Raw genomic sequence first — 21,458 nt, forward strand, 5'->3', positions numbered from 1 at the left:
CCCTTGCTATGCAACGAGTTGCATAAGAGGATCGGCGTCATGGCGCTCGAACACGCGATCCTGGTGTCGCTCTTGGAGAAGCCGGGATCCGGCTATGAGCTCGCCCGGCGTTTCGACCGGTCCATCGGCCACTTCTGGACCGCGACCCACCAGCAGATCTACCGTGTGCTCAAGCGCATGGAGGTCGACGGCTGGGTCGACGCCCGGGACGTTCCCCAGCAGGGACGGCCGGACAAGAAGGAGTACTCCGTCGCCGATCTCGGCCGGGCCGCGCTGTCCTCCTGGTTGCACGATCCGATCGAGCCGGAGAGTGTCCGCCACGATCTGGCCGTGAAGATCCGGGGCGCAGCCTTCGACGACCCGGCCGCCCTGATCAGCGAAGTGGAGCGGCACAGGCAGGTGCACCGGGACCGCTTGGCGCACTACCTCACGGGAGAGACACGGGACTTCACGGGGCCGGAGGCGACCACGGCCGGTGCGAAGGCTCCTCTCGACGCGGAACGAGAGCTCCAGCACGTCGTCCTGCGCGGCGGCATCGCGTACGAGCGAATGATGATCGGCTGGCTGGACGACGTGCTCGCCACGCTGGCCCGGTTCGGCCCGGGCCGTTGATCGCCTCCGCACCCGCCGCCGATCCTCCTGATCCCTCCGACCCTCCCGATCCTCCCGGTCCGGCCCGTCCGGCCGTCAGACCTCCTGATTCCCCCGTCCACCAGCCGAAAGGGGTCACTCACATGGCTGACCACCTGCTGTTCAACCCGCGCACGTACGACCCCGCGCACTTCGACCCCGAGACACGCCGCCTGCTGCGTGCCACCGTCGACTGGTTCGAGGAGCGCGGGAAGCGGCGGCTGATCGAGGACTACCGGACCCGTGCGTGGCTCGGCGACTTCCTCGCCTTCGCGGCGAAGGAGAACCTCTTCGCCACCTTCCTCACGCCGTCGTCCGCCGCGGGGGCGACGGAACCGGACAAGCGATGGGACACCGCCCGGATCGCCGCGCTCAACGAGATCCTGGGCTTCTACGGCCTGGACTACTGGTACGCCTGGCAGGTCACGATCCTCGGCCTCGGCCCGGTCTGGCAGAGCGACAACGCCGCCGCCCGCACCCGCGCCGCGGAACTCCTCGCCCAGGGAGAGGTGTTCGCGTTCGGCCTGTCCGAGAAGGCCCACGGCGCCGACATCTACTCCACCGACATGCTGCTCGAGCCCGACGGTGACGGCGGTTTCCGCGCCACCGGCTCCAAGTACTACATCGGCAACGGCAACGCCGCCGGACTCGTCTCCGTCTTCGGCCGCCGTACCGACGTCGAGGGCCCCGACGGCTACGTGTTCTTCGCCGCCGACAGCCGTCACCCGGCCTATCACCTGGTCAAGAACGTCGTCGACTCCTCGAAGTTCGTCAGCGAGTTCCGTCTGGAGGACTATCCCGTAGCGGCCGAGGACGTCCTGCACACCGGTCGCGCCGCCTTCGACGCCGCCCTCAACACCGTCAACGTCGGCAAGTTCAACCTGTGCACCGCCTCGATCGGCATCTGCGAGCACGCGATGTACGAGGCCGTCACCCACGCCCACAACCGCATCCTCTACGGGCGCCCCGTCACCGGCTTCCCGCACGTGCGGCGCGAGTTGACCGACGCGTACGTCAGGCTCGTCGGCATGAAGCAGTTCAGCGACCGCGCTGTCGACTACTTCCGCTCCGCCGGCCTGGACGACCGCCGCTACCTGCTCTTCAACCCGATGACGAAGATGAAGGTGACCACGGAGGGCGAGAAGGTCATCGACCTGATGTGGGACGTCATCGCGGCCAAGGGCTTCGAGAAGGACAACTACTTCGGTCAGGCTGCCGTGGAGATCCGCGGTCTGCCGAAGCTCGAGGGCACGGTCCATGTCAACCTGGCGCTGATCCTGAAGTTCCTGCGCAGCCACCTCCTCGACCCGGTGGAGTGCCCCGGGGTCCCGACCCGTCTCGACGCGGCCGACGACGACTTCCTGTTCCGGCAGGGGCCGGCCCGCGGCCTCGGTTCGGTGCGCTTCCACGACTGGCGGCCCGCCTTCGACGCGTACGCGCACCTGCCCAATGTCTCCCGCTTCCGCGAACAGGCCGACGCGCTCTGCGACTTCGTCGCCACGGACGCCCCCGACGCGGAGCAGAGCCGCGACCTCGACCTCGTCCTCGCGGTCGGTCAGCTCTTCGCCCTGGTCGTACACGGTCAGCTCGTCCTGGAGCAGGCCGGGCTGACCGGACTCGACGAGGACGTACTCGACGAACTCTTCGCCGTCCTCGTGCGGGACTTCTCCGCGCACGCCGTCGAACTGCACGGCAAGGACTCGGCGACCGAACGGCAGCAGGACTGGGCGCTGGGCGCGGTCCGACGGCCGGTCGTCGACGAGGCGCGCACGGAGCGGGTCTGGCGGCGGGTCGAGGCGCTGTCCGGCGCGTACGAGATGCCCCTGTAGCCGCGCCGTACGCACCACCCGTGGCCGGGCCGTGTGGCCCGGCCACGGGTCGGTCGGGGTCGGCACGGACCGGATGCCGTCCGGAGTCAGCGCAGCGAGGGCGGTCCGTCCTCGGCCCCGGTTCCCCACCCGGACGGCTCGGTGCCGACCGTGAAGGCGAGGGACCGCATGTGCCGCAGCGCGTCCGTCGTCAGATACGTCCGGCCGTACGGCGCGCCGTCGACCCGCGCCGACCGGATGTAGCGGCGGGCGTCCGACGTACCGGATGCCGTCACCGTGAGCGTCCCACGGGGGTAGTAGCGGCGGTCCAGCCGCAGGTCGACCCGTTCGAAGAGCGGCGTGGACAGGCCCCAGGTGTCGTAGCCGGGCTGCACCGGGAAGATGCCGATCGAGGACAGCACGTTCCAGGCGGACATGGTGCCGAGGTCGTCGTTGCCGGTCATGCCGGTCGGGGCGTCCGTGAAGAGGGTCAGCGCGGCGTGCACGACGTCGGTGGTCTTCCACGGCTGGCCGGTCGAGAGGTAGGTGTACGGGGCGATGAGGTCGGGCTCGTTCTGCGGGTTGTACTTGTCCGCGTTGTAGTAGTCGTAGGGGCCGTTCACCCAGACCTCGCGAGCTGTCCTCGCGGGGTCCCGTACCAGCTGGTCGTAGGCGAAGAAGGAGTCCAGACGGTCGTTGGCCGCCTGCCTGCCACCGATCAGACCGACCATCCCCGGCAGGTCCTGCGGTACGAGCCACTGGTACTGCCAGGCCGTGCCCTCGTGGAATCCCTCGCTCTGTGCCGGGTCCGCCGGCCCGGTGAACGCGCCGGAGGCGTCGCGCGCGCGGAAGAAGCCGGTCGAGGTGTCGAACACCTTCCGGTAGTTCTGGGCCCGGGCGGCGTAGCGTGCCGCGTCGTCGGCGTGGCCGAGATCCCGGGCCATCGCGGCGAGCATCGCGTCCGACAGCGCGTACTCCAGCGTCGCGGACGCCCCGTGGTCGTAGTCGGAGTCACCGGGCTTCACGTGCGGGCGGCCCTTGACGTAGGGCGCGTAGTCGCCCGTGAGGTACTCCTTGTTGGCCTCGCGGCCCACGGCCGGCGAGTCGGCGGGCGGCACTCCGTCGGCGTTCTTCTTCAGCGCGCGGTAAGCCCGTTCCTCGTAGCCCTTGAGCAGGCCCTGCTGGTAGGCGTTGGTGAGGAACGGGGTGACCGGATCACCCGTCATGATGTTCGTCTCGACCGTGCCGTAGCCCCACTTCGGCAGCCAGCCGCTTTCCTCGTCGATCCTGATGACGGAGATCGCCATGTCCCGAGCCTCACGAGGCGCGAGCAGGGACAGGAGCTGGGACTGGGTGCGGTAGGTGTCCCACAGGGACCAGTTCTGGTAGTACGTGAAGCCTCGGGCGCGGTGGATCTTCTGATCCCAGCCGGTGTATCGGCCGTCGGCGTCGCTGCCGATGTTGGGCGCCAGGAACGACCGGTACAGGGACGAGTAGAAGGTGCGACGCAGGGTGTCGCCGCCACCCTGCACGCGTACGTCGTCGAGCCGGTCCTCCCAGGTGCGCCGCGCGGCGTCGCGGACACGGTCGAAGGAACGACCGCCCTCCGCACGGAGGTTGACGGCCGCGCCGTGCGCGTCGACGTACGAAAGGGCCGTCGTCGCCTCGACGGTCCGGTCCTCGGTCGTGTCGAAGCGGACGTAGGCGCCGTCCCGGCCGGTGCTCGAGCCGTCGGTGACCGTGGAACCGTTCCACGTGCCGTGAGCGGTGAACGGACGGTCGAAGCGGGTGATGGTGTAGACGGTGTACGGCTTCGTGTCCTGGCAGAAGCCACTGCCGGTGATCGCGGTGCGCACGGTCCGGTTGTCGAGCACCTCGACCTCGGTGGAGACGGTCCGATGCAGTGACTGGCCCGCGTTCAGCAGGACGTTGGCCTTGTCGGTGGCGGGGAAGGTGTAGCGCTGGACGCCGGTACGCGCGGTGGCGGTCAGCTCCGCGTCGATGCCGGTCTTCAACCCGACCTTGTAGTAGCCGGGGCTCGCCGTTTCCGTGTCGTGAGCGAACTCGGCCTCGTACTTGGCGTAATCCGTCTCTGTGACATCGCCGGTGGTGGGCAGCACCGGCAGGTCGCCGCCGAGGCCGCAGCCGACACCGGAGAGATGGACGAGGGAGAAGCCCCGGATGTGGTTCTGGGAGTAGTCGTAACCGGTGTTGTGCCCGGTGTCCGGCGAGAACTGCACCATTCCGAAAGGCACCGCCGCGCCCGGGTAGGTGTTGCCTTCGTTCTCGGTGCCGATGAACGGGTTGACGAGATCGGTGAGTTCGCCGTCCACGGCGGCGGCCGCCTGGGACGCCGTGGGCGCGACGAAAGCGGCTCCGAGGACTGCGAACGCCGCGACCGCACTGCGTACGCGCCGAGTCCATCTCATGGGCGTCAGCCACCTCTCTTGGACAACGTTGTCATCACGGCTCGCCCATCCTTCATGCCGGGTGAGTAGTCGTCAAGAGTGCCCCTGTGAAGGGGAGTCGGCATCCAGGACTTGTGCCGTGTTCCGCTTCACCGCGTAAAGCACGGCGTGAGAGACGGGCGTGACGGGCGGTATGGAGGATGGGAGAGTCTGGAGCATGGTCACGGTGACGGTGACGGTGACGGTGACGGCGAGGGCGATGGCGATGGCTACGGCGGCGATGTCGTGGCGGGCGGGCGGTGCGCTCGTGGCTTCGGCCTGGTCGTTCCGCCACGCTGCGGGTCGCGGAACTGACGGTCACAGGCCGCCCCTTCGTCCGTTGGACGCACTCCTCCAGGAAGTCCCCGGCTCGCGCCCCGGGCCGAAATGACGGCGAGAACGAGAAGAGGACACTGCCGAGCCACTCGGCTCACCGCAATGGTTTGGTCCCTTCGGTGGAGCGGGCCCCCGTACGTCGTCCGGGACCTCGGTGTGCCGGGCATTGTCCGCCTGACGAGCGCCGGATCGCTCCACGAGCAGGTGCCCACGAGGATGTCACCCATGGGGCACAGTTGCCCGTTCCACCCGCGGACAGGCTGACGGAGCGATGCCCGGCAACCGGTCCGGCCTCGGCTGGCCGGGCCCTCGCCCGGCCGGGCCGAAAGCCGGGCCCTCGCCGACCTTCGTCCGCGGCCCGGGCACAGGTGAAGGCCAGGCTCGTACGCCCTGTCGCACGCTGTGCGCCGGGGCGTACGGCCGTCCGGTCCGCCGTCAGCCGCAGGTCAGTCCGTGAACATGACCTCGTGCTGCTCCGTTCCCGAGCGCCCCGCCAGGCCGCCGCCGAAGTTCGCCTCGACTTGCGCCCGTTCGGAGGCGTTCGGGTTCGGATTCGTGCACGCGGTGCCCGCGCTGGAGCCGGACATCAGACTCGAACAGGGGCCGGGCTTGCGATCGGGCAGGCCCAGGATGTGCCCGAGTTCGTGGGACGAGATGCGGATGGTGTCGTAGCCCTGGTCGACGGCCTGCCGTCCCATGTAGACGGTGCCGTTGCCCAGCGATGTGGTCTGGGCGCGGGGCCAGCCGTTGTCCGCGAGAACCCGGATGTTGGGGCGCTGTCCGGCCGTGACCGGACGCAGTTCGACGGAGTCGACGCTCGCGTTCCAGATCGCCGCACCCCGGTCGACGGCGCTGCTGAACTCGGCGGACCCGCTCGCGTCGTAGGTCAGGACGCGCGCGGCCGAGACGGGCTCGGCGGGGGCGGCCGCGGCCTGGCCGCCCACCAGGGAGAAGGTGACTGTCGTGAGGACGGCGAAGCCTCTTGCCGTCGTGCGGATGTGCATGAGCGACCTCCTTGTGGGGGAAAGTTGGTCGTGCGCATGACATTGTCCCCCTTGGGTACCGCTCGAGGTGTCGTTCCGTCAACGCCGCCGCGGTCGCTGTGTGCGGGAGGGGCCGGCGGTTCCCACACGGAGTCGCCGACGTAGCTTCAGGCGGCGGAGGTGAGCCAGTCCGGTTCGAGCTGGAAGTCGCGGGCGAGGGGCAGGGCCTGGCGCAGGCAGCCCACGAGCAGCCGACGGGTGGGGGCGGGGGCGGCGGCGAGCTGTTGGCCGAGGGCGGTGAAGGCGTGATGGGCGGCGGTGTGCCAGTCGCCGCGTGACCAGCGGTCGTCGGCTCCGGCGTCGGCGTTGCGGAGGGTGGAGCGGATCAGGGCGTGCAGGTGGAAGGCCACGGGCCAAACGGGTTGTGGTGGACGCTGGGCCGTTCCAGCATGCGTTGAGCGGGGGCTTCGTGGGAGAGGCAGGCCGCGCCTGGGGGGGGGAGGGGGAGGCCGAAGGCGTCCAGGGGGCTGACCGAGCGCAGGACGTTGCGTTCGGGCGGGGTGAGGTCGGAGGGGTGCGGGCGACCAGCGCGCGGAAGTCGTGGTCGAAGCCACCGGGCTGCGGTGTGTGGCCGCTTCGGCGCAGTTCCAGAAACCGGGCGACGGCCAGATCGAGGTAGGGGGGCAGGCCGTGTGAGCGGGTGGTGATGACCCGCCGGACGGGTTCGCCGATCAGGGGCGGCCGTCGCGGGTGCGGCGGCCGGCGAGGTGGTCGTAACAGTCCTCGGGGGAGAAGCCGCCTTTACCGACTCTCGATGTGTGCGGGTGGACTCTGAACTGAGGCGATGCGTCGCGTAGACGTCCGTGACGGTTTTGAACCGCCCATAAGGCAGCGGCTTCGATCTTGTCGCGTGGAAGCAGTGCGCCGCGCTGAACGCCTCGCTGGCCGGGTCGAGACCGAAGTGGGTTGCGAGGGCGCGGCGATCCGCCGCAATGCCCGGACAGGATGTCGTACCGAGCCCTGCTGCGCGAGCATCGAGACCGGCACCGACTCTTACCGACTCGCCAGCACGCGGGCGGCCCGCGCACAAAATGCCACCGCGAGCTGCTCAGTCCTTAGTTTCCCCGGCGGCTGCTTCTGTGCCAGGTCGCGTCAGGTCAGATGCCGAAGGATGGAGTTCGTCGGCGGTGCGGGCCCTGCGGGTGGGTGAAGTGGCCAGTACGAGTGCCTGGATGACTGCTCCGGACAGTCCGATCCACAGGGCGAAGCGATAGCTGACCTGGTCGGCGAGTACTCCGCCAAGTGGTGCCCCCACCGCTACCATTCCCCAGTTCATCGAGCGGATCGTCGCGTTCATCCGTCCGCGCAGCCGGTCCGGTGTCACCGCTTGGCGGTAGCTCATTTCCACCGGGCTTTGGATGCCGATGGCCAGGGACACGAGGAAGAAGGCGAGCGACACGGAGGCAAGCGCCCACGGTCCACGCTCGGCCAGGACCAAAGGCAGCCAGCCGATGGCGGCGAGCAGGCGGAAGGCGATCAGGGTGGCGCCGACGTCCAGTCTTCCGGCCACGCGACCGGAGAGCGCACCGCCGAGTAACGCGCCGACACTCGCGAAGGCGTAGGTGACTCCCAGACCGAATGCCCCGATCTTGAGGCCGTGCAGGGCGAAGACCACGAAGACCGTGCTCACCATGCTGTTGAAGAGGAGCATCGCGTGCGAGGTCAGGGCGATGGACGCCAGAGTGCGATGCCGGTAGACCCATGCCACGCCCTCGCGCAGCTCGCTGCCCAGGCTGCGCCGTGCGCCTCGGTCGGGGACGGGGTCGGGCGCCTTCACCGAAGCAAGGAGCAGGCCGGATATCAGATAGCTGAGGGCGTCCACCAGCACGGCAAGCGGCGCTCCCATGATTTTGATCAGTACCCCGGCGATCAGAGGGCCGGATGAGCCGGCCACCGCGTCGGCCTGTTGCACACGGGCGTATCCCGCGTTGAGCAGCTCTTTTGGCACCAGCTGTGGCACATACGACTGGTTCGCCGCCTCGAACAGCAAAGACAGCACCCCGAATACGAAGACGAACATGCACAGCGCGGGGATGCTGAGCCGATCCAGCGCATACAGCAGGGGTATCGCACCGAGCAGGACTGCCCTTCCGAGGTCCGTGGCGACCATCATCGGCTTGCGTCGCCAGCGGTCCACCACGACGCCGGCTATGAGTCCGAAGAGCAGATACGGAACCCAGCGGGCGGCGTTGGCGATGCCCACCTCAGTGGCAGACGCGCTCAGCGTCACGGCGGTGAGGATCTGCAAGGCCAGCCCCGTGACCTGAGAACCGAAAGCAGACACAGCCGAGGCAGTCCAGAAGCGTACGTACCCAGGAACTTCCACTAGGCGCGGCATGATCGGACCGTACCAGTGAAGATCACCGGCAGACGATGTCGGAAAAGGTCACCCAACGACGGCAGCCATTTGCCAGTACTCATCGACGTTTCCGAGCGGTCTGGCTGCCCGTTCTCGCCTACGGAACCAGCGGAGTGGCTTTGTTCATGAGAACGGGGTTCTGGCACAGATCTTGGGGAGCGGTCGCGGAGTGTCACTGGGGCAACAGCATGAGTTGGGTCAGCCCGTAGGGCGGTTTGCCGGGACAGTCGAAATTTCCGGGCACTGAGGCGAGCTGTGCTGGCATCGTATGAATCATGGCAGCGATAGACGACACATCCGAACCCGACAGCCCTGTCCGCAGCGCTTATCCGCCCCTGGTGGAGGCAGCGTGGCTGTATCAGGCGGATCAGGTGTGTCCGGAAGACCTGCCGATGACCGCTGCTCAGGCACTCGCAATGGGAATGGACACGCCGACCCTGTGTGAGCTCGCCGGTCTGCCGCGTCATGCGGACCCCCGGGACATCCGTGACACATTCGAGCAGGCTCTTGAAGAATCGGGGATCATTCTGCCCGATCACCACGTGGCCCGACGATACGCGCTGCGCAGGCTGGCCGTGCGATTCAGCGCCGGGGAGGTGGATCTTGCCGAGTTGGCATCGGACGAGTGGTCGGAGATGGAGGTCGAGACCGCCGAAGAGCAAGCATTCGTGGCACTACTCCCGCCATGCGCGTGCTGCATCGAGTACACGCTGGGGCTCGACGAGGCGGCGTGGAAAGCGCAACTGCAGATCGCGGCCTGTGCCTTGGTCTCGCATCCCAGTGTCGGGCCGCGCTTCTGACCAGCGGGGTCAGAAGGCGTTTCTGGCGAATCATCTGGGGTCGCGATCGCGGAGGGTCACTGAAGCAGGATCATCTTGCGGAGTAGTTCGAATCCGGCTCGGCCGTAGAGCTGCCGTTTGATCTTCTTGATGCGGTTGACGGCGCCCTCGATGCTGCCGGAGCTCCAGTCGAGAGTGAGCCCGGCTTTCACGGCGTCGAGGTCGCGGAGCAGGTGGAGTGCGAAGCCGGTGAGACCGGGTAGCTGGCTGGCGTCGACTGCGTCGATCCAGGTGGGGAGAGTGGAGCCGAGGCGGTCGGTGAGTATCTCGCCGAAGTCGCGGACATGTTCGCCGGCCTTGTCCAGCTCGGGGCAGCGCGCCAGGACTTCCTTCAGGCCGGCGCGGTCTTCCTCGGTCAGGGTCGCGGGGTGCCGGGTGAGCCAGCCGGTCATCTGCCGCACCGTCGGCGGCCGGGGCGGCGCCCCGGATGGAGCCCCGCGCAAGGTGGCGGTGTGCGCGGACCATGCCGTAGGTGACAGGAGCTTGCTCGGCTATCAGCTCGCGGTGAAGTCGAGTGACGCTGGTGCATCCCTCGGCGAATCGCCGTTCCACACAGGGCTTGTAGGGGTCCAGTCTGCTGGGCCGGGGTTGGTTCTCTCGGATGGTGTCCTGCCAGCGGGCGGCGCTCGCGTATCGGAGCACGGTGTTGAGGCCCCAGCCCAGGTGCCGGGCGATCGCCCGGCGTGAGTGGCCTTGGGCAAGCAGTTCGTGGACCAGGGCGTGCGCTGCCTTCTTCCGCTCGGCCCGCCGACCGACGGGCTCCGAGTCGTCCTGCGACCGGCCGGGAGCTGGGCGGGTGTCCTGCGGTGGCATGCCGTTGGGCGACGGGGTGCGCAGGCACTCGCGGTGGGCGGCGACGCAGGTCTCCACGGCCCGGCCGAGGCCCTGCCACAGATGGAACCGGTCAGCGACCTGCAGAGCGCCGGGGGCACCGCGCCGGGCGCCCTCGGCGTAGGCGCCCGCCCGATCGCGGCAGATGATCTCCACGCCGGGGTGGTGGATCAGCCAGGCGGCCAGTGGCCCGGCTTCACGCGTCGGGAGCACATCGACCACGCGATGGTCTTCGACGCTGGTCAAGACGGTGGAGTAGGTCTGGCCGCGGCGGATCGCGAAGTCGTCCACGCCGAGCACCCGCGGCGTGCTGAACTGCGGATCGGGCAATGCCATGACCCTGCGTAACATGGTCATCCTCCCCGCTCCGAACCCCAGCTGGGCCGCCAGCCGGGCGCCGGCCCGCCCCGCCAAGGCGAGCCCCACTCGCTCCAGGGCGCGGTTGAGCCGCGTGGTGAACCGTGCGTACGGGGCGGTCAGCTGGAGGAATGGTTCGGCGAACGTCCGGCGCGGGCAGTCCGCCGACCCGCAGATGAAGCGTCGGACCGTCAGCCGGATCGCCAGGCCCTGCTCAGCGAGCGGAAGATCCTTCAGCCTGCGCTGGTAACGGTCGTGGACTCGGTCTGAGAAGCAGGCGCAGCCCGGACATGCCGCCCCGGCCGCGCGGCCTTTCGCCACCACCTCGACCGTGCCGAACGCGGCCGTGACCGCCTCGACATCCACCTCGTCGATTCCATCGAATACCAGCGAGTCCCAGAACGGTGCATCGGTCTGCATGACCAGCACCATCACCGTCCACAACCGACCGCAGCAGCCATCGACAGACACCTGAGGGAGCGTCAATTCCTAGCGTCCAACGCCAAGGCGTACGTGGTCTCACGCGAACCTGACCCCTCACAATCGGACGATCGGGGTAACGCTCCGCGACCGCTCCCCAAGATCTGTGCCAGAACCGAGAACGGACAGCAGATGTTCACCACGTCGGGAGGCACCGCTGTCCGGCTCTGTTCGATCGGTACTGGCACCTGTCACTCCGCTAGAGGAGGCCGGTGCGCATGTGCTGCGTGAGGTTGTCGTGGATCTCGCGTAGCCACGGGGTGCGGACGGCCGGCAGCCGGGCCAGGGTTCGTTGGAAGACTCCCCAGTCGATCCGGAACACATCATGGACGTTTGGCGCGGGCGGGTCGTCGCGAAGGACGCCGTCGGGTATTGGACCCGATGAGGGGGCGGGCAGTTGCGGCTCGGGGAAGACCAGCCGGAGCCACACCCCGAACGGCAACGGGACCAAGCGCGCCGGAGTGGCCGGGGTCCATGCCTTCCCGGTCTGCGGGTGGGACGGCACGAGGAGGATGTCGGCGCCGTCGTGGGCCGGCTGTCCCGGTCCGGCCAGGACGGCGCGCCGCCTCGGCCCGCCGGCCGGCAGCAGGGTGTCGAGGGCGCGTTGGAACATCTTGGCGGTCAGGCCGTCCGGCACGGCTACCGCCCGGCCGTCGGAGGCCACCAGGAGGTGGGCGAGCGCCTGCCCGGCTGCCGCCACCCACTGTGGGCTCCAGTGCCATCGGTCGCTCGCCCGGAACGGCTCTCCCCACGGGGCGATCGGCTCGGACGGGGGCACGCCATCCCCCTCCGCGAGCAGGTCCGCCCAGGACAGCGGTCCGGCGTCGGCGCCTTCGACGGGAAGGCGGCGCACGGCGTTCGGGGCGAGCCACACGGCCTGCCAGAGCGAGCAGTCGTCGATCCTGCTCGCCACGGGAAGACCGCACGCCGCGCAGGCCATGTTGGGGCCGTCACCCCCGTCGAAGCCGCAGCAGGCGCCGCCGCGCTTCTCCGGGATCAGCACGGCGCCACGGGTGTCTCCCGGTGCGATGACAACCGCGCCGGACACGCCGTCGGACAGGGCGTGGACCGGCGCGTAGATGCCGCGGGCAGCCGCCTCGTCCGGATCGATCTCCTCCCACCTTCGCCACGGCGGCCCCCAGGGCTCCAGTTCCACGGCGAACGTCCCCGATTCCATGAGCACCGGGAGCTGAAGCCCGTTCCCGTACTTCTGGCGAGCGTGGGCCGGCAGGGCGACCTGGGACAACGGGGCGGTCAGCTCGGAGCCACACCGCACACACACGAAAACGAACAAACGTCCTCCGCTCGGGAAACAGGGGCATCGTCGCAGCTCCGTGGCGGACCGGCCAACGTGTTTTCAATTCGCTGTGGGGCCGAAGCACAGCCACGACGCTGAGCATCACCGTTCGAATCCTCGGCGGGCTCAAGTGCCTCCCGAAGTGGTGAACATCTGCTGTCCGTTCTCGGGTTCTGGCTCAGCTTCCGTGCAACGGCCACTGTGAGTGACGACTGAGCGGGCCAGGGCGGCCCCTGAAGTCGTCCGAAAAATAGGCCGTGGTAAGGGCGGTTGGGCTGAAGTCCCGGCCGTGGAAGAGGTTGTGCTCCGGCTGAAGGAGCTGTTGTTCCCATCGATCGCGGACGTTGCGGTGTTGTCGGTGGACGTGAGGATCGAGACAGTGCGCGTTGACGCGCACTGCACCGCGGTCGGCGCCGCCTGCCCGGGGTGCGGAACCTGGTCGACCCGGGTTCACAGCTCCTACCTGCGGTTTCCCGCCGACGTACCGAGCGCCGGACGAAGCGTCGTACTCCAGCTCCGAGTTAGGCGGTTCTGGTGCCGGAACACGATGTGTCCGCGCCGGACCTTTGTGGAGCAGATACCCGGTCTGACCCGCAGGAATGGCCAGCGCACCGAGCGGCTGCGTTCGACCCTGGCCGCAGTCGGCCTCGCCCTGGCCGGCCGGGCCGGCGCCCGTCTGGCTGCCGTCCTCGGCGTGTCCGTGAGCCGGAGCACCGTCTTGCGCCTCATCGACGCGCTGGCCGAGCCAGAAGTGCCCGCGCCGCGGGTGGTCGGCGTCGACGAATACGCCACTCGCAAGGGCCGCCATTACGGCACTGTCCTGGTGGACGTCGAAACCCGCCGTCCGATCGATCTCCTCCCTGATCGGGAAGCATCGAGCCTGGCCGCCTGGCTCGCCCAGCGGCCAGGCGTCGAAGTCATCTGCCGGGACCGCGCCCCGTTCTTCGCCGAGGGCGCCGCAGCCGGAGAGCCACAGGCGATCCAGGTCGCGGACCGGTGGCATCTCTGGCACAACCTGAGCGAGGCCGCCGAGCGGAGCGTCGCCCAGCACCGCGCTGCCTGCAGGTCCTGACGCCTGCAGCACCTCAGCCCGAGCCAGACCCGGCCGCGGACCCGTCCGCTTCGCCTTGGCCACGAGGACACCGGTTCGCCGACCGGACCCGGTCCCGGCACGCCGCGGTCCACGCCCTCCTGAAGGCAGGACACAGCCGACGCTCGGTCCAGCGGCACCTCGGGATGACCTACCGCACAGTCAAGCAGTTCGTCGACGCCGCGGCGCCAGAGGAGCTGTTCACCGGACAGTGGCAGAACCGGCCCTCGGTCCTCGATGACTACAAGCCCCACCTGGACGACCGCTGGAACGAGGGCTGCACCAACGCGTGGAAGCTGTGGGAGGAGATCGTGCCGCTCGGTTACAAGGGCAGCTACCAGCGCGTTCGGGCCTACCTGCACGACAAGCGCACCTCGCCACGACCGGTGACCGCCCGGCCGCCCTCTCCCCGGACCGTCGCCGGATGGATCCTCCGGCACCCGGACACCCTCACCGAGTCCGAGCAACTCCAGCTCAAGAACGTTCAGGACCACTGCCCCGAACTAGACGCCCTCACCCGGCATATCCGATCCTTCGCGGCCATGCTTACCGAGCGCCAGGGCGAGCGCCTGCCGGACTGGCTCGACGCCGTCCGGCAGGACGACCTGCCCAGCCTCCACACCCTCGCTGCAGGCATCGACCGAGACCGCGACGCCGTCATCGCCGGCCTCACCCTGCCCTGGAGCTCGGGCGCTGTCGAATGTCATGTCAACCGGATCAAGATGCTCAAGCGCCAGATGTTCGGCCGTGCTGGCTTCGCACTCCTACGCAAACGAGTACTGCTCGCCTGAGGTTGCCCATCAAGCCATCCAGATCAGGGCTGCTGCCCTCCTCAGATCAGATCGCGGGGCGACGCAGCACGTCCGTGGGCGCCCAATCGCTCTTCCAGAAGGCTTCAAGCCCACACTCGTTGATGAACTGCCGCTCCACCTCGTGGATGGGGTACATCCCCTGGATGTTGATCACGTCGTGACCCTCGTGTCCTGGAATGCCAACGTCGATGCCCAGGTAGTCGTCTCTGTCGAGGACCAACGGCGCGAACACGCAAAATGCCGTCATCTCCGACTCGGGCGCGATTCGTTCGCCGAAGTCAATGGTGCTGCCGTAGCTGAAGGGGAACGTGCCACGCAGCTGCTCGGCAAGGAAGCCCACCGCGTGGGCCCAGATCACGTCGGTCGAGTTCACGCTGAGACAGAGCTCCGGCGAGCCGTGCTGCCAGTCCGGATGTTCTGCCAGCGACAAGCCGTAGGTGAGCGCCGTAAGAAGCCCGTCCGGGAGGTCGTCGTACACGATCTCCGTGACACCACGCAGGCCCTGTTTGGTCGACTCGACAGGGAAGAATCGAGGCTCTCTGCCCCCGGAAAGCCGATCAAGATGGGCGAGGTACTTCTCTACGCGACTGGGCATGCAACCAGCCTGCACGATCGCCCACACGCGGACGCCATCGGGGCGTCCCCAGTAACGCTCTGCAATGGATCCACAGAAGTTGTGCCAGAACCCGTTCTCGTGGACAAAGCCAGCGGAGCGAGCGAGGCGGCCTGGTCGTAGGCGAGGAGGTCGGGCCTGGTCCGGAGTGTTCGTCATGACTGGCCCTGTTCGAGAAGTTGAGCTTCGAGGTCGGCGATGCGTTTCTCGGCGAACCGCAGGTTGGAGCGGGCGCCTTCGAGTCGCTCCTGGAGTGAGAGGCTGGGGAGTGGGGGCGCTGACCTGCAGCTTCGATACCTGGTCAGCCCACCGAGAACTTGGCCGCGAGACACCCTCATTGACCGTGGCTGACCCTTGTATCTGGCACGACTGTGGCACGCGGCGAGCAGATGGCTCGGAACCTGGCCGACTCCGCCGGTGCCCGGTGCTCAACCGCCGTAGCGGCTGCGCAAATCCTCGGTGATTCGCGACATCAGCCCAATCGAGCCTTCCGGTGGCGTCTCTACCAGCGGACGTTCCGTCTGGGGATCGTAGGCAGTCAGCCCGGTCTCCTTCTCGACGATGGCCGCAAGGGCGGAGACCTGGCCGAGCACGACTGCAGCGTCGTCCCCCGCATGCCAGTAGGGCACAGTGATGCTCACCTCGTCACCGAAGACGGACAGGTCGATGCCGGTGCCCGAGTGGCTCAGGTCCCGCGACTCCTGCTCGTACTCCGTGATCTCTACTTCGCCCAGCAGGGTCCGAGCCTGCGGCACTATGCGGTCCCACGCTTCAAGGAGGTGGGCGGGGATCGGCTCGCTCTCGTCGGCTGCGTCCTCCATCCCCTCCAGGACCTCATCCCAGGACTGCCCGTCGCGTCGGTTCAAGAAGTAGATGTCATAGCTCACTGCGCGATCGTAGGCACTCGAACACGGCGAGGGCAGGGCTGAGGCCACTTGCCCCTGCCAACTCCGGTGGCGACATCAGCTTGGGAAGCTGTGGGCATTTGGGGTTGGATCGGGCGCTGACCTGGGCGAACGGTCGAATCGTGGCGTCGTTGGCCTGGGCCGCTTTCCCCGTGATTCCCCGATGTTCCCCGCTCGATCTGGTGCGCTTGTGGTGCAGCGAGGGGCACGGCTTCGGCGGTGGTGTTCACCGCTGCGGACGAGTTGGGATTGTCTACGGCGTCGATTACGACGCGCCTGCGCACGCTGAGCCTGCGTGGTGCTCATGCGGTTGGCGGAGTCTCACGAGCCCAGTCGAAAGGCATCGGCGCACCCTGCGGGATCACCCAAGGGCGGGGATAGCGAGCGTGACAACCGGTGCAGCGCGCGACGAACGGACCGATCTCGGGGTTCGTGAGAACGCTGTAGTGACTGGAGGGCTGAGCCGGGAGCATGTGCCCGTTCGCCGTCGTCTCCAAGCCGGGCCATGCCGGCGAGCATCGGCACGGGCGTTGTACCGCGAACGGTGCGCCGTCAGGATTCTTGGCCGTCCTCTTGAAGAGCTTGGCGAAGTTCTCGCTTATCGACACGGCGGCGGTCTCCCTTCACTGCGCCCGACTCTCGGGCCTCCAGACAGTAACCGATGCTGAGCTGAGTCAGCGGGCGCCGTCCACCGGCTGAGGGACGGCGCTCGCACTGGACACAGGGTTTGAGATTGGGCCTCATCTTTATCAGGTCGGTGATAGGTGGCTGGGTACCTCGGTCAACCGGCCGTGGTCCTCGGTGGACCGTCCGCGGAGGTTCGGCGCTGACCGCCGTTGTCCGGGGCTGTTGGTGTCAGGTGGTGGTGTCAACCGCCATGGGCGGACTTGACAGCTTCGCCACCCGCCCTCGGAGGCTGCGGCGCGATCATCACCCTAGAGTCGAACGGGGACCGCGTCTGTACCTCAGCCGACGACAGTCAGCCACGACGGCGGGTGCGCCGACCGACCACGCACGCGTGTGTCTCGCTGCACCCTCACCGGTCTCAGCCACGCTACCGGTCACGTCGACCGCACCAACCCGCGCCGGCCGAAGCGCGGCGTTGAGACCTTGAGCGATGACCGCTTCGTCCCGAAGCAACTTGGGTGGGGGCTCTGCCTTGGGCTGGTGTGCCTCTCACCTGTGCTGATGGTCCGCTGGCGTTCGTGCTTGTCCGCGGTCGTTCGTCGACGTTGTCACGCAGTTAGACACTCACCCTTGCTGCTCTCCGGTGCGGGAAACACTGAGCGTTTTCAGCGTTGCCGCTCCAGGGTGAGGACTGCCTTGGTGATGACAGACATGCGGTTGGGGCTGATGCGGGATCTTCGGAAGATCTGCCAGGACTTCGGCAGTGCCATGCCGCGTTCGACCGGCGCCCGGGCTGCGGCCAGGGCTCGGTTGACGGTGCGCTGGGTGAGGGTGAGTTCGCCGCCCGGTGGCCGTTTGAGTCCGGTGGTGACCCAGGGGCCGGCGCCCGTGTAGGCACGGTCGGCGAGGACGGGGAGACCCTGGCGTTTGCAGATACGGATCATCCGGTGGGTGCGGGCCGCGGTGAGGTCATGAGTGCGGCCGGGCAGGGCGGGCGAGATCCACAGCAGCTCGCCGGCCGATCGGTGAGGACCTGGACGTTCACGCCGTGCCGACGGTGCTTGGCCGAGTAGTCCGCCCGGCCGTCGCCGACGCGGTCGCACTCGGCGAGGGTCCCGTCCAGCAGGACGAAGTCCGGATCGTGCTCGCGCAGCGTCTTGAGCAGGCCAGGGGCTCGTTCGGCGAGCAGGCCGGTCACGCTGGTGACGTACGCGTGGACGGTGCCGACGGATATCCCGAACCCGGCCGCGATCCGCGCGGGGGTGTCGTGGCGGCGCAGGTACACCAGAGCGACGAGTGCACGCTGGTGCGGTGGGAGCTTGCAGCGGCGGTCACCCTCGCGGGTGACGATGAGCATGGTGACCCACTCGACCAGGGCGTGAGGAGGTCGAGTGCGGCAGGATAGGGAACCAACAGGGCTCCTGTGCCGGTGGGTTGAGACGTCGACACCTCCCTCAACGGCACGGGGGCTTTGTGCGTTGCGGTCCTCACCTCGACCTGACCGGCATCACCCGAGTCAGTGGCCACGCTAAAAACGCTCAGTGCTTCCGTTCGCTCGTCGAGCCGGCACGGTATCCGCGAACAGGGGCCCCACCCCGGCGCGGTTCGCATCCTGTCGGGGTCGGGGTCGGGGTCGGGGTCGGGGTCGGGGGACGAGCGGCGAGGCCCCCACCTGTCTTGGTAGGGGGTCTCGTCCAGTAGCGGCGCGGGCGGAGTTGCTGCCCTTCGCGGGCTCAACCGCTCTTGTACATCGTGACCGTGAAGCTGACCTTCTTACCGTTGTGGTAGTCGGTGCTGTCCCACACCGAGATGTGAGACCTGTCCTGCATCCGCAGGTGCAGCACCTCATCGGCGTTGCTCCAGTTGTATCCGACGAACTGGAAGTTCGGCTCGGGACTGTCTCCCATTCTCCTGTTTCCCCAGCTGCAGATATGCGACGAGTCGTTCTCACAGACGGACCAGGCCCTGGCGTACAGGTGGCAGTCCTCTCCCTGCCATACGTCGATACGCTTCAGCCTCGCGTCGGACGAGCGCCACGTGCCGTTGAACCGGCTGGCGGAGCACGAGGCGGCTGCTTCTTTCGTCGAGGTGACGGTGAGCACCACCGAGAGGGAGAGCGTCAGGGCGGCCGTCAAGAGCACGGCCATGATCTGGCGTAGTGGAATGCGGGCAGAAGAGACCTGTGTCATCGTGAACCTCCGATAGCGGGTCGCAGCGCGGGGCATCCCGTCGTCACACGACGCGTCGCCCCCCTACTTCGGCTGAACGCCACCCATTCGGGCCCGGGATCATTTAGCTCTTTACCCCCTGCCTATTCCAGAGCAGCACTCCGCAATCCTGATCGCAAGTCGGCAGGATTTTACATTTCGCGCACGATTCAATGATGAATGCGATCCAAAGTGGATCGGTCAACGAGCTTCTTCAGCCTTGACGCTCCAGGGTGAGGATGGCTTTGGCGATTGACGTCATGCGGTTCGGACTGCATCGGGACCTGCGGAAGATCCGCCAGGATTTCGAGCGGGCGACGCCGCGTTCCACCGGTGCCCGTGCCGCCAGGGCCCGGTTGACGGTCTTCTCGGTGGGGGTGAGTTCCTGCAGGGGCCTGCGTTTGATGCCAGTGGTCAGCCAGGGGCCGCCGCCCTGGTAGGCGAGATCGGCCAGGATGGGAACGCCCTGGCGCTCGCCGATGCGGATGATCCGGTGGGTGCGGGCGGCGGTCAGGTCGTGGGCGCGGCCCGGCAGCGCGGGTGAGAGCCACAGCAGCCGGCCGTCCGGATCGGTGACCACCTGTACGATCAATCTGCCTGCGTCGGCCGGCGCGCTGTAGACCCACAACACCGGCCCGTTGTGGAGGGGGCCAGCCCGTTCGAGCCGGGCCAGGTGGGCTGACATCTGTCGTGTGGTCCGATGCGCGGCTTCGTCTGCGCCGCAGCCGACGACAGCCAGCCACGACGACGAGTGCGCCAACCGATCAGGTGCGCGTGTGCCTCGCTGCACCCCACTGGCCTCAGCCACTCCACCGGCTTGTTCGTTGACTTGGGCCAGCCGCGACGGCCGACCCGTGAGGAGACCAGCAGACGCGCCGCGCATCCGGACCTCTCCACTTGGGAAGCTGTAATTGGCGACATGAAATTCTTGATCCGGTCCATGTCATGTCCCTGTTGGGCTTGCCCGCACATGCGCCCACTCGGAGCATAAAAGCAGAAGCCATGCCCCTCCGGCTGATTTAGTGAGATTGGAACAAGCGGACAACTACTCGACGTCTACTCTGCCAGGACTTCAGGGAGAGGTTATGGATACGAAGGACTGGGTGGCGGCAGCAATTGGTGCGGCTGGAATCCTGGCAAAACTTGGACTGGGCATCTCCAATAGCATTGACCAGGACAAAGCACAGAAAGAACAAGAAGTCGCTGCAGCCAAGCAAGCGGAATTGCAGAAGCGGCAAACAGAAAACTCCGACAAGCTGACGAAAGCCCAGGAAGAAATTGCCAAGCTGCAAGCGTTCGGTACTGCGGCACGGATCTCTTGGTCGGTTGATGACCCCACAAGTCCACGTCAATTGATAATTGAAAACCGCTCCGAGGGGGCATTGCATAGTGGAATGCTCCACCTCCATAAGACTCGCAGTCCGACCTCGCCGGTCGAACAGTACCTAGAGATAGGCGGCATACCTCGCTGCGAGCGGTTGAGGTTTTCCATTCGTGACGGATGGCAGCCCTTGATCAACAGCATCAATAAGGGCTTTTTCGTGTTTCAGCTGGACTCTGGCTACTGGTCTCGCCCATACCCGGCAGGTCTAGTGTTCCTAAAGTCTGCTCCACCAGACGTCAGGGAAACAGCAAAAGATATTTCTCAATGGACCACCCGCAAGCCAGGAAAGGTTGCGGACTGTAAATGAGACCTCTGGCATCACTGGCTGTTTGCCGTGCCGCGTGCGGGTCAGAAGTGAATTGGTGCCCCCGGCAGGATGCGAACCTGCAACACCCGCTTCAGGAGAGCGGTGCTCTCGCGTCATCTGGTCCAGGCGGCGCTTGAGCGACGCGTTCTCGGTGCGGAGGGCTGGGGCGGAGTCCGCGGGGGCACTCTGTTCGACGTCTCGGAGCTGGCCCATCAGTTCGCCGATCCGCTTGCGCTGGGTGAAGACGGTCTTCTGGGTGCGGGTGAGGGTCTCCTCGGCGTTGAGTGCGCGCTCGCGCCAGGAGGTTTCGATGCGTTCGTGTTCCTGCTGGGCTCCTTGATCACGCCGTTGTCGGGCGTCGGCGACGGCTGCTTGGACCAGGGGCTGCTTGGACCAGGGCGCGTGCGTCCGGGTTTTCGTAGCAGAAAGTGGCGGACACTCCCGCTCGTTCGGCGATGGCTCGGACGTTGAGCCGTCTGCGTTCGCGGCGAAGCTGCGTGATGGCCTTCTCGAGCTGGGTCAGTTTGTTGCGGGTCTGGCGGCGGCGAGCGGCGATCGCGGCCGCTGGGGAGTCGGCAGTGGATGTCATGCGGCATCACCATCGTCGATCTCCGGTGGCTCGGTGAGGTCCGCGGTTCGGAAAGCGGTGGACCAGACGCGGCCGAAGTAATCCTGGGGGCGGCGGAGGTCGAGCGCGAGGGCCTCATCCAGGAGACCGACGGCCTTCAGCGCACGTTCCAGGCCGGTGATCGCGCGGGCGGTGGGCTCGAAGACCTCGTGGAGGTAGTCGGCGGTCGCACTGTCCGGCGCGCGTTCGGCGAGCATGCGCCACTGCTCGCGCTTGCGGTGCCAGTAGACGAGGTCTGCGCCCGACATCACGAAGTTCTCGCAGCTGTGGCAGTTGAGATCGAAGGGGCAGGCTGCGCCGTCGACGACGTGCTGGAAGGTGCAGAACCCGCCGTCGGCCGGGGTGGACCGGCGCGTCAGGTCGATGGCGAGGGCCTCCGCCTCTTCCTTGGACATGAGCTCGCTGCCGGAACAGGATCAGTCCGGGCTCGTCCGATCCGGGGCCTGTGACCCAGATGG

General features: G+C 67.5%; 15 protein-coding genes and 4 pseudogenes. 5 read left to right on the forward strand and 14 right to left on the reverse strand.

Annotation, left to right across the window (positions count from 1 at the left end; all coding sequences use genetic code 11):
• Positions 1 to 39 precede the first annotated feature (39 nt).
• Both ACZ6D7_RS18480 and ACZ6D7_RS18485 read left to right on the forward strand, forming a co-directional pair.
• Positions 40 to 612, forward strand: a complete 573-nt coding sequence (locus tag ACZ6D7_RS18480; RefSeq protein ID WP_469491488.1) for a PadR family transcriptional regulator — start codon at positions 40 to 42, stop codon at positions 610 to 612.
• Between the two features lie 122 nt (positions 613 to 734).
• Positions 735 to 2,459, forward strand: coding sequence for an acyl-CoA dehydrogenase family protein (locus ACZ6D7_RS18485; protein ID WP_469491491.1), 1,725 nt, complete (start codon positions 735 to 737; stop codon positions 2,457 to 2,459).
• Positions 2,460 to 2,545: 86 nt separating this feature from the next.
• Here ACZ6D7_RS18485 and ACZ6D7_RS18490 read toward each other — a convergent pair whose 3' ends face one another.
• The 4 genes from ACZ6D7_RS18490 to ACZ6D7_RS18505 form a co-directional block, all read right to left on the reverse strand.
• Positions 2,546 to 4,867, reverse strand: a complete 2,322-nt coding sequence (locus tag ACZ6D7_RS18490) for a GH92 family glycosyl hydrolase (protein WP_469491493.1) — start codon at positions 4,865 to 4,867, stop codon at positions 2,546 to 2,548.
• 800 nt (positions 4,868 to 5,667) lie between these two features.
• On the reverse strand, positions 5,668 to 6,225 hold the full coding sequence (locus ACZ6D7_RS18495; RefSeq protein ID WP_469491494.1) for a snapalysin family zinc-dependent metalloprotease: 558 nt from the start codon (positions 6,223 to 6,225) through the stop codon (positions 5,668 to 5,670).
• A 146-nt stretch (positions 6,226 to 6,371) separates the two neighbouring features.
• Positions 6,372 to 6,614, reverse strand: a complete 243-nt coding sequence (locus ACZ6D7_RS18500; RefSeq protein WP_469491496.1) for a hypothetical protein — start codon at positions 6,612 to 6,614, stop codon at positions 6,372 to 6,374.
• A gap of 698 nt (positions 6,615 to 7,312) precedes the next feature.
• Positions 7,313 to 8,602 carry an MFS transporter gene (locus tag ACZ6D7_RS18505; protein ID WP_469491498.1) on the reverse strand — a complete coding sequence of 430 codons (1,290 nt, stop codon included), beginning with the start codon at positions 8,600 to 8,602 and terminating at the stop codon, positions 7,313 to 7,315.
• Between the two features lie 296 nt (positions 8,603 to 8,898).
• Here ACZ6D7_RS18505 and ACZ6D7_RS18510 point away from each other — a divergent pair, with 296 nt between their 5' ends.
• Positions 8,899 to 9,423 (forward strand): hypothetical protein, encoded by a 525-nt coding sequence (locus tag ACZ6D7_RS18510; RefSeq protein ID WP_469491499.1) that lies wholly within the window; start codon positions 8,899 to 8,901, stop codon positions 9,421 to 9,423.
• A 56-nt stretch (positions 9,424 to 9,479) separates the two neighbouring features.
• Here the strand turns inward: ACZ6D7_RS18510 and ACZ6D7_RS18515 are convergent, their stop codons facing one another.
• The 3 genes and pseudogenes from ACZ6D7_RS18515 to ACZ6D7_RS18525 all read right to left on the reverse strand — a co-directional run bounded on the left by ACZ6D7_RS18515 (position 9,480) and on the right by ACZ6D7_RS18525 (position 12,424).
• Positions 9,480 to 9,854 carry a transposase gene (locus ACZ6D7_RS18515; protein WP_469491501.1) on the reverse strand — a complete coding sequence of 125 codons (375 nt, stop codon included), beginning with the start codon at positions 9,852 to 9,854 and terminating at the stop codon, positions 9,480 to 9,482.
• Positions 9,855 to 10,347: 493 nt separating this feature from the next.
• Positions 10,348 to 11,082: pseudogene (locus ACZ6D7_RS18520) on the reverse strand (ISL3 family transposase); the annotation flags it as partial.
• A 247-nt stretch (positions 11,083 to 11,329) separates the two neighbouring features.
• A complete protein-coding gene (locus tag ACZ6D7_RS18525; protein ID WP_469491503.1) occupies positions 11,330 to 12,424 on the reverse strand; it encodes a hypothetical protein in 1,095 nt (364 codons plus the stop codon).
• Positions 12,425 to 12,716: 292 nt separating this feature from the next.
• Between ACZ6D7_RS18525 and ACZ6D7_RS18530 the strand changes: the two are divergent.
• Positions 12,717 to 14,308 (forward strand): annotated as a pseudogene (locus ACZ6D7_RS18530) (ISL3 family transposase).
• Positions 14,309 to 14,354: 46 nt separating this feature from the next.
• On the opposite strand, the gene ACZ6D7_RS18535 reads toward ACZ6D7_RS18530, so the two are convergent.
• From ACZ6D7_RS18535 to ACZ6D7_RS18555, 5 genes and pseudogenes are all read right to left on the reverse strand, one after another.
• On the reverse strand, positions 14,355 to 14,807 hold the full coding sequence (locus ACZ6D7_RS18535) for a suppressor of fused domain protein (protein ID WP_469491505.1): 453 nt from the start codon (positions 14,805 to 14,807) through the stop codon (positions 14,355 to 14,357).
• Positions 14,808 to 15,370: 563 nt separating this feature from the next.
• Complete coding sequence (locus tag ACZ6D7_RS18540) at positions 15,371 to 15,829, reverse strand: hypothetical protein (RefSeq protein WP_469491507.1); 459 nt, start codon at positions 15,827 to 15,829, stop codon at positions 15,371 to 15,373.
• 1,310 nt (positions 15,830 to 17,139) lie between these two features.
• Positions 17,140 to 17,887: pseudogene (locus ACZ6D7_RS18545) on the reverse strand (transposase).
• 320 nt (positions 17,888 to 18,207) lie between these two features.
• Entirely contained in the window at positions 18,208 to 18,663 is a 456-nt protein-coding gene (locus ACZ6D7_RS18550; RefSeq protein WP_401401427.1) for a hypothetical protein, read from the reverse strand.
• Between the two features lie 232 nt (positions 18,664 to 18,895).
• Positions 18,896 to 19,267: pseudogene (locus tag ACZ6D7_RS18555) on the reverse strand (transposase family protein); the annotation flags it as partial.
• Positions 19,268 to 19,766: 499 nt separating this feature from the next.
• Between ACZ6D7_RS18555 and ACZ6D7_RS18560 the strand changes: the two are divergent.
• On the forward strand, positions 19,767 to 20,372 hold the full coding sequence (locus ACZ6D7_RS18560; protein WP_469491509.1) for a hypothetical protein: 606 nt from the start codon (positions 19,767 to 19,769) through the stop codon (positions 20,370 to 20,372).
• 340 nt (positions 20,373 to 20,712) lie between these two features.
• Here ACZ6D7_RS18560 and ACZ6D7_RS18565 read toward each other — a convergent pair whose 3' ends face one another.
• Both ACZ6D7_RS18565 and ACZ6D7_RS18570 read right to left on the reverse strand, forming a co-directional pair.
• Positions 20,713 to 20,961, reverse strand: a complete 249-nt coding sequence (locus tag ACZ6D7_RS18565) for a DUF6262 family protein (RefSeq protein ID WP_469491511.1) — start codon at positions 20,959 to 20,961, stop codon at positions 20,713 to 20,715.
• Positions 20,958 to 21,395 carry a hypothetical protein gene (locus ACZ6D7_RS18570; RefSeq protein WP_469491514.1) on the reverse strand — a complete coding sequence of 146 codons (438 nt, stop codon included), beginning with the start codon at positions 21,393 to 21,395 and terminating at the stop codon, positions 20,958 to 20,960. Before ACZ6D7_RS18570 ends, ACZ6D7_RS18565 begins: the two co-directional genes overlap by 4 nt.
• Positions 21,396 to 21,458 lie beyond the last annotated feature (63 nt).

It is taken from the genome of Streptomyces sp. NPDC041784, from assembly GCF_055591025.1.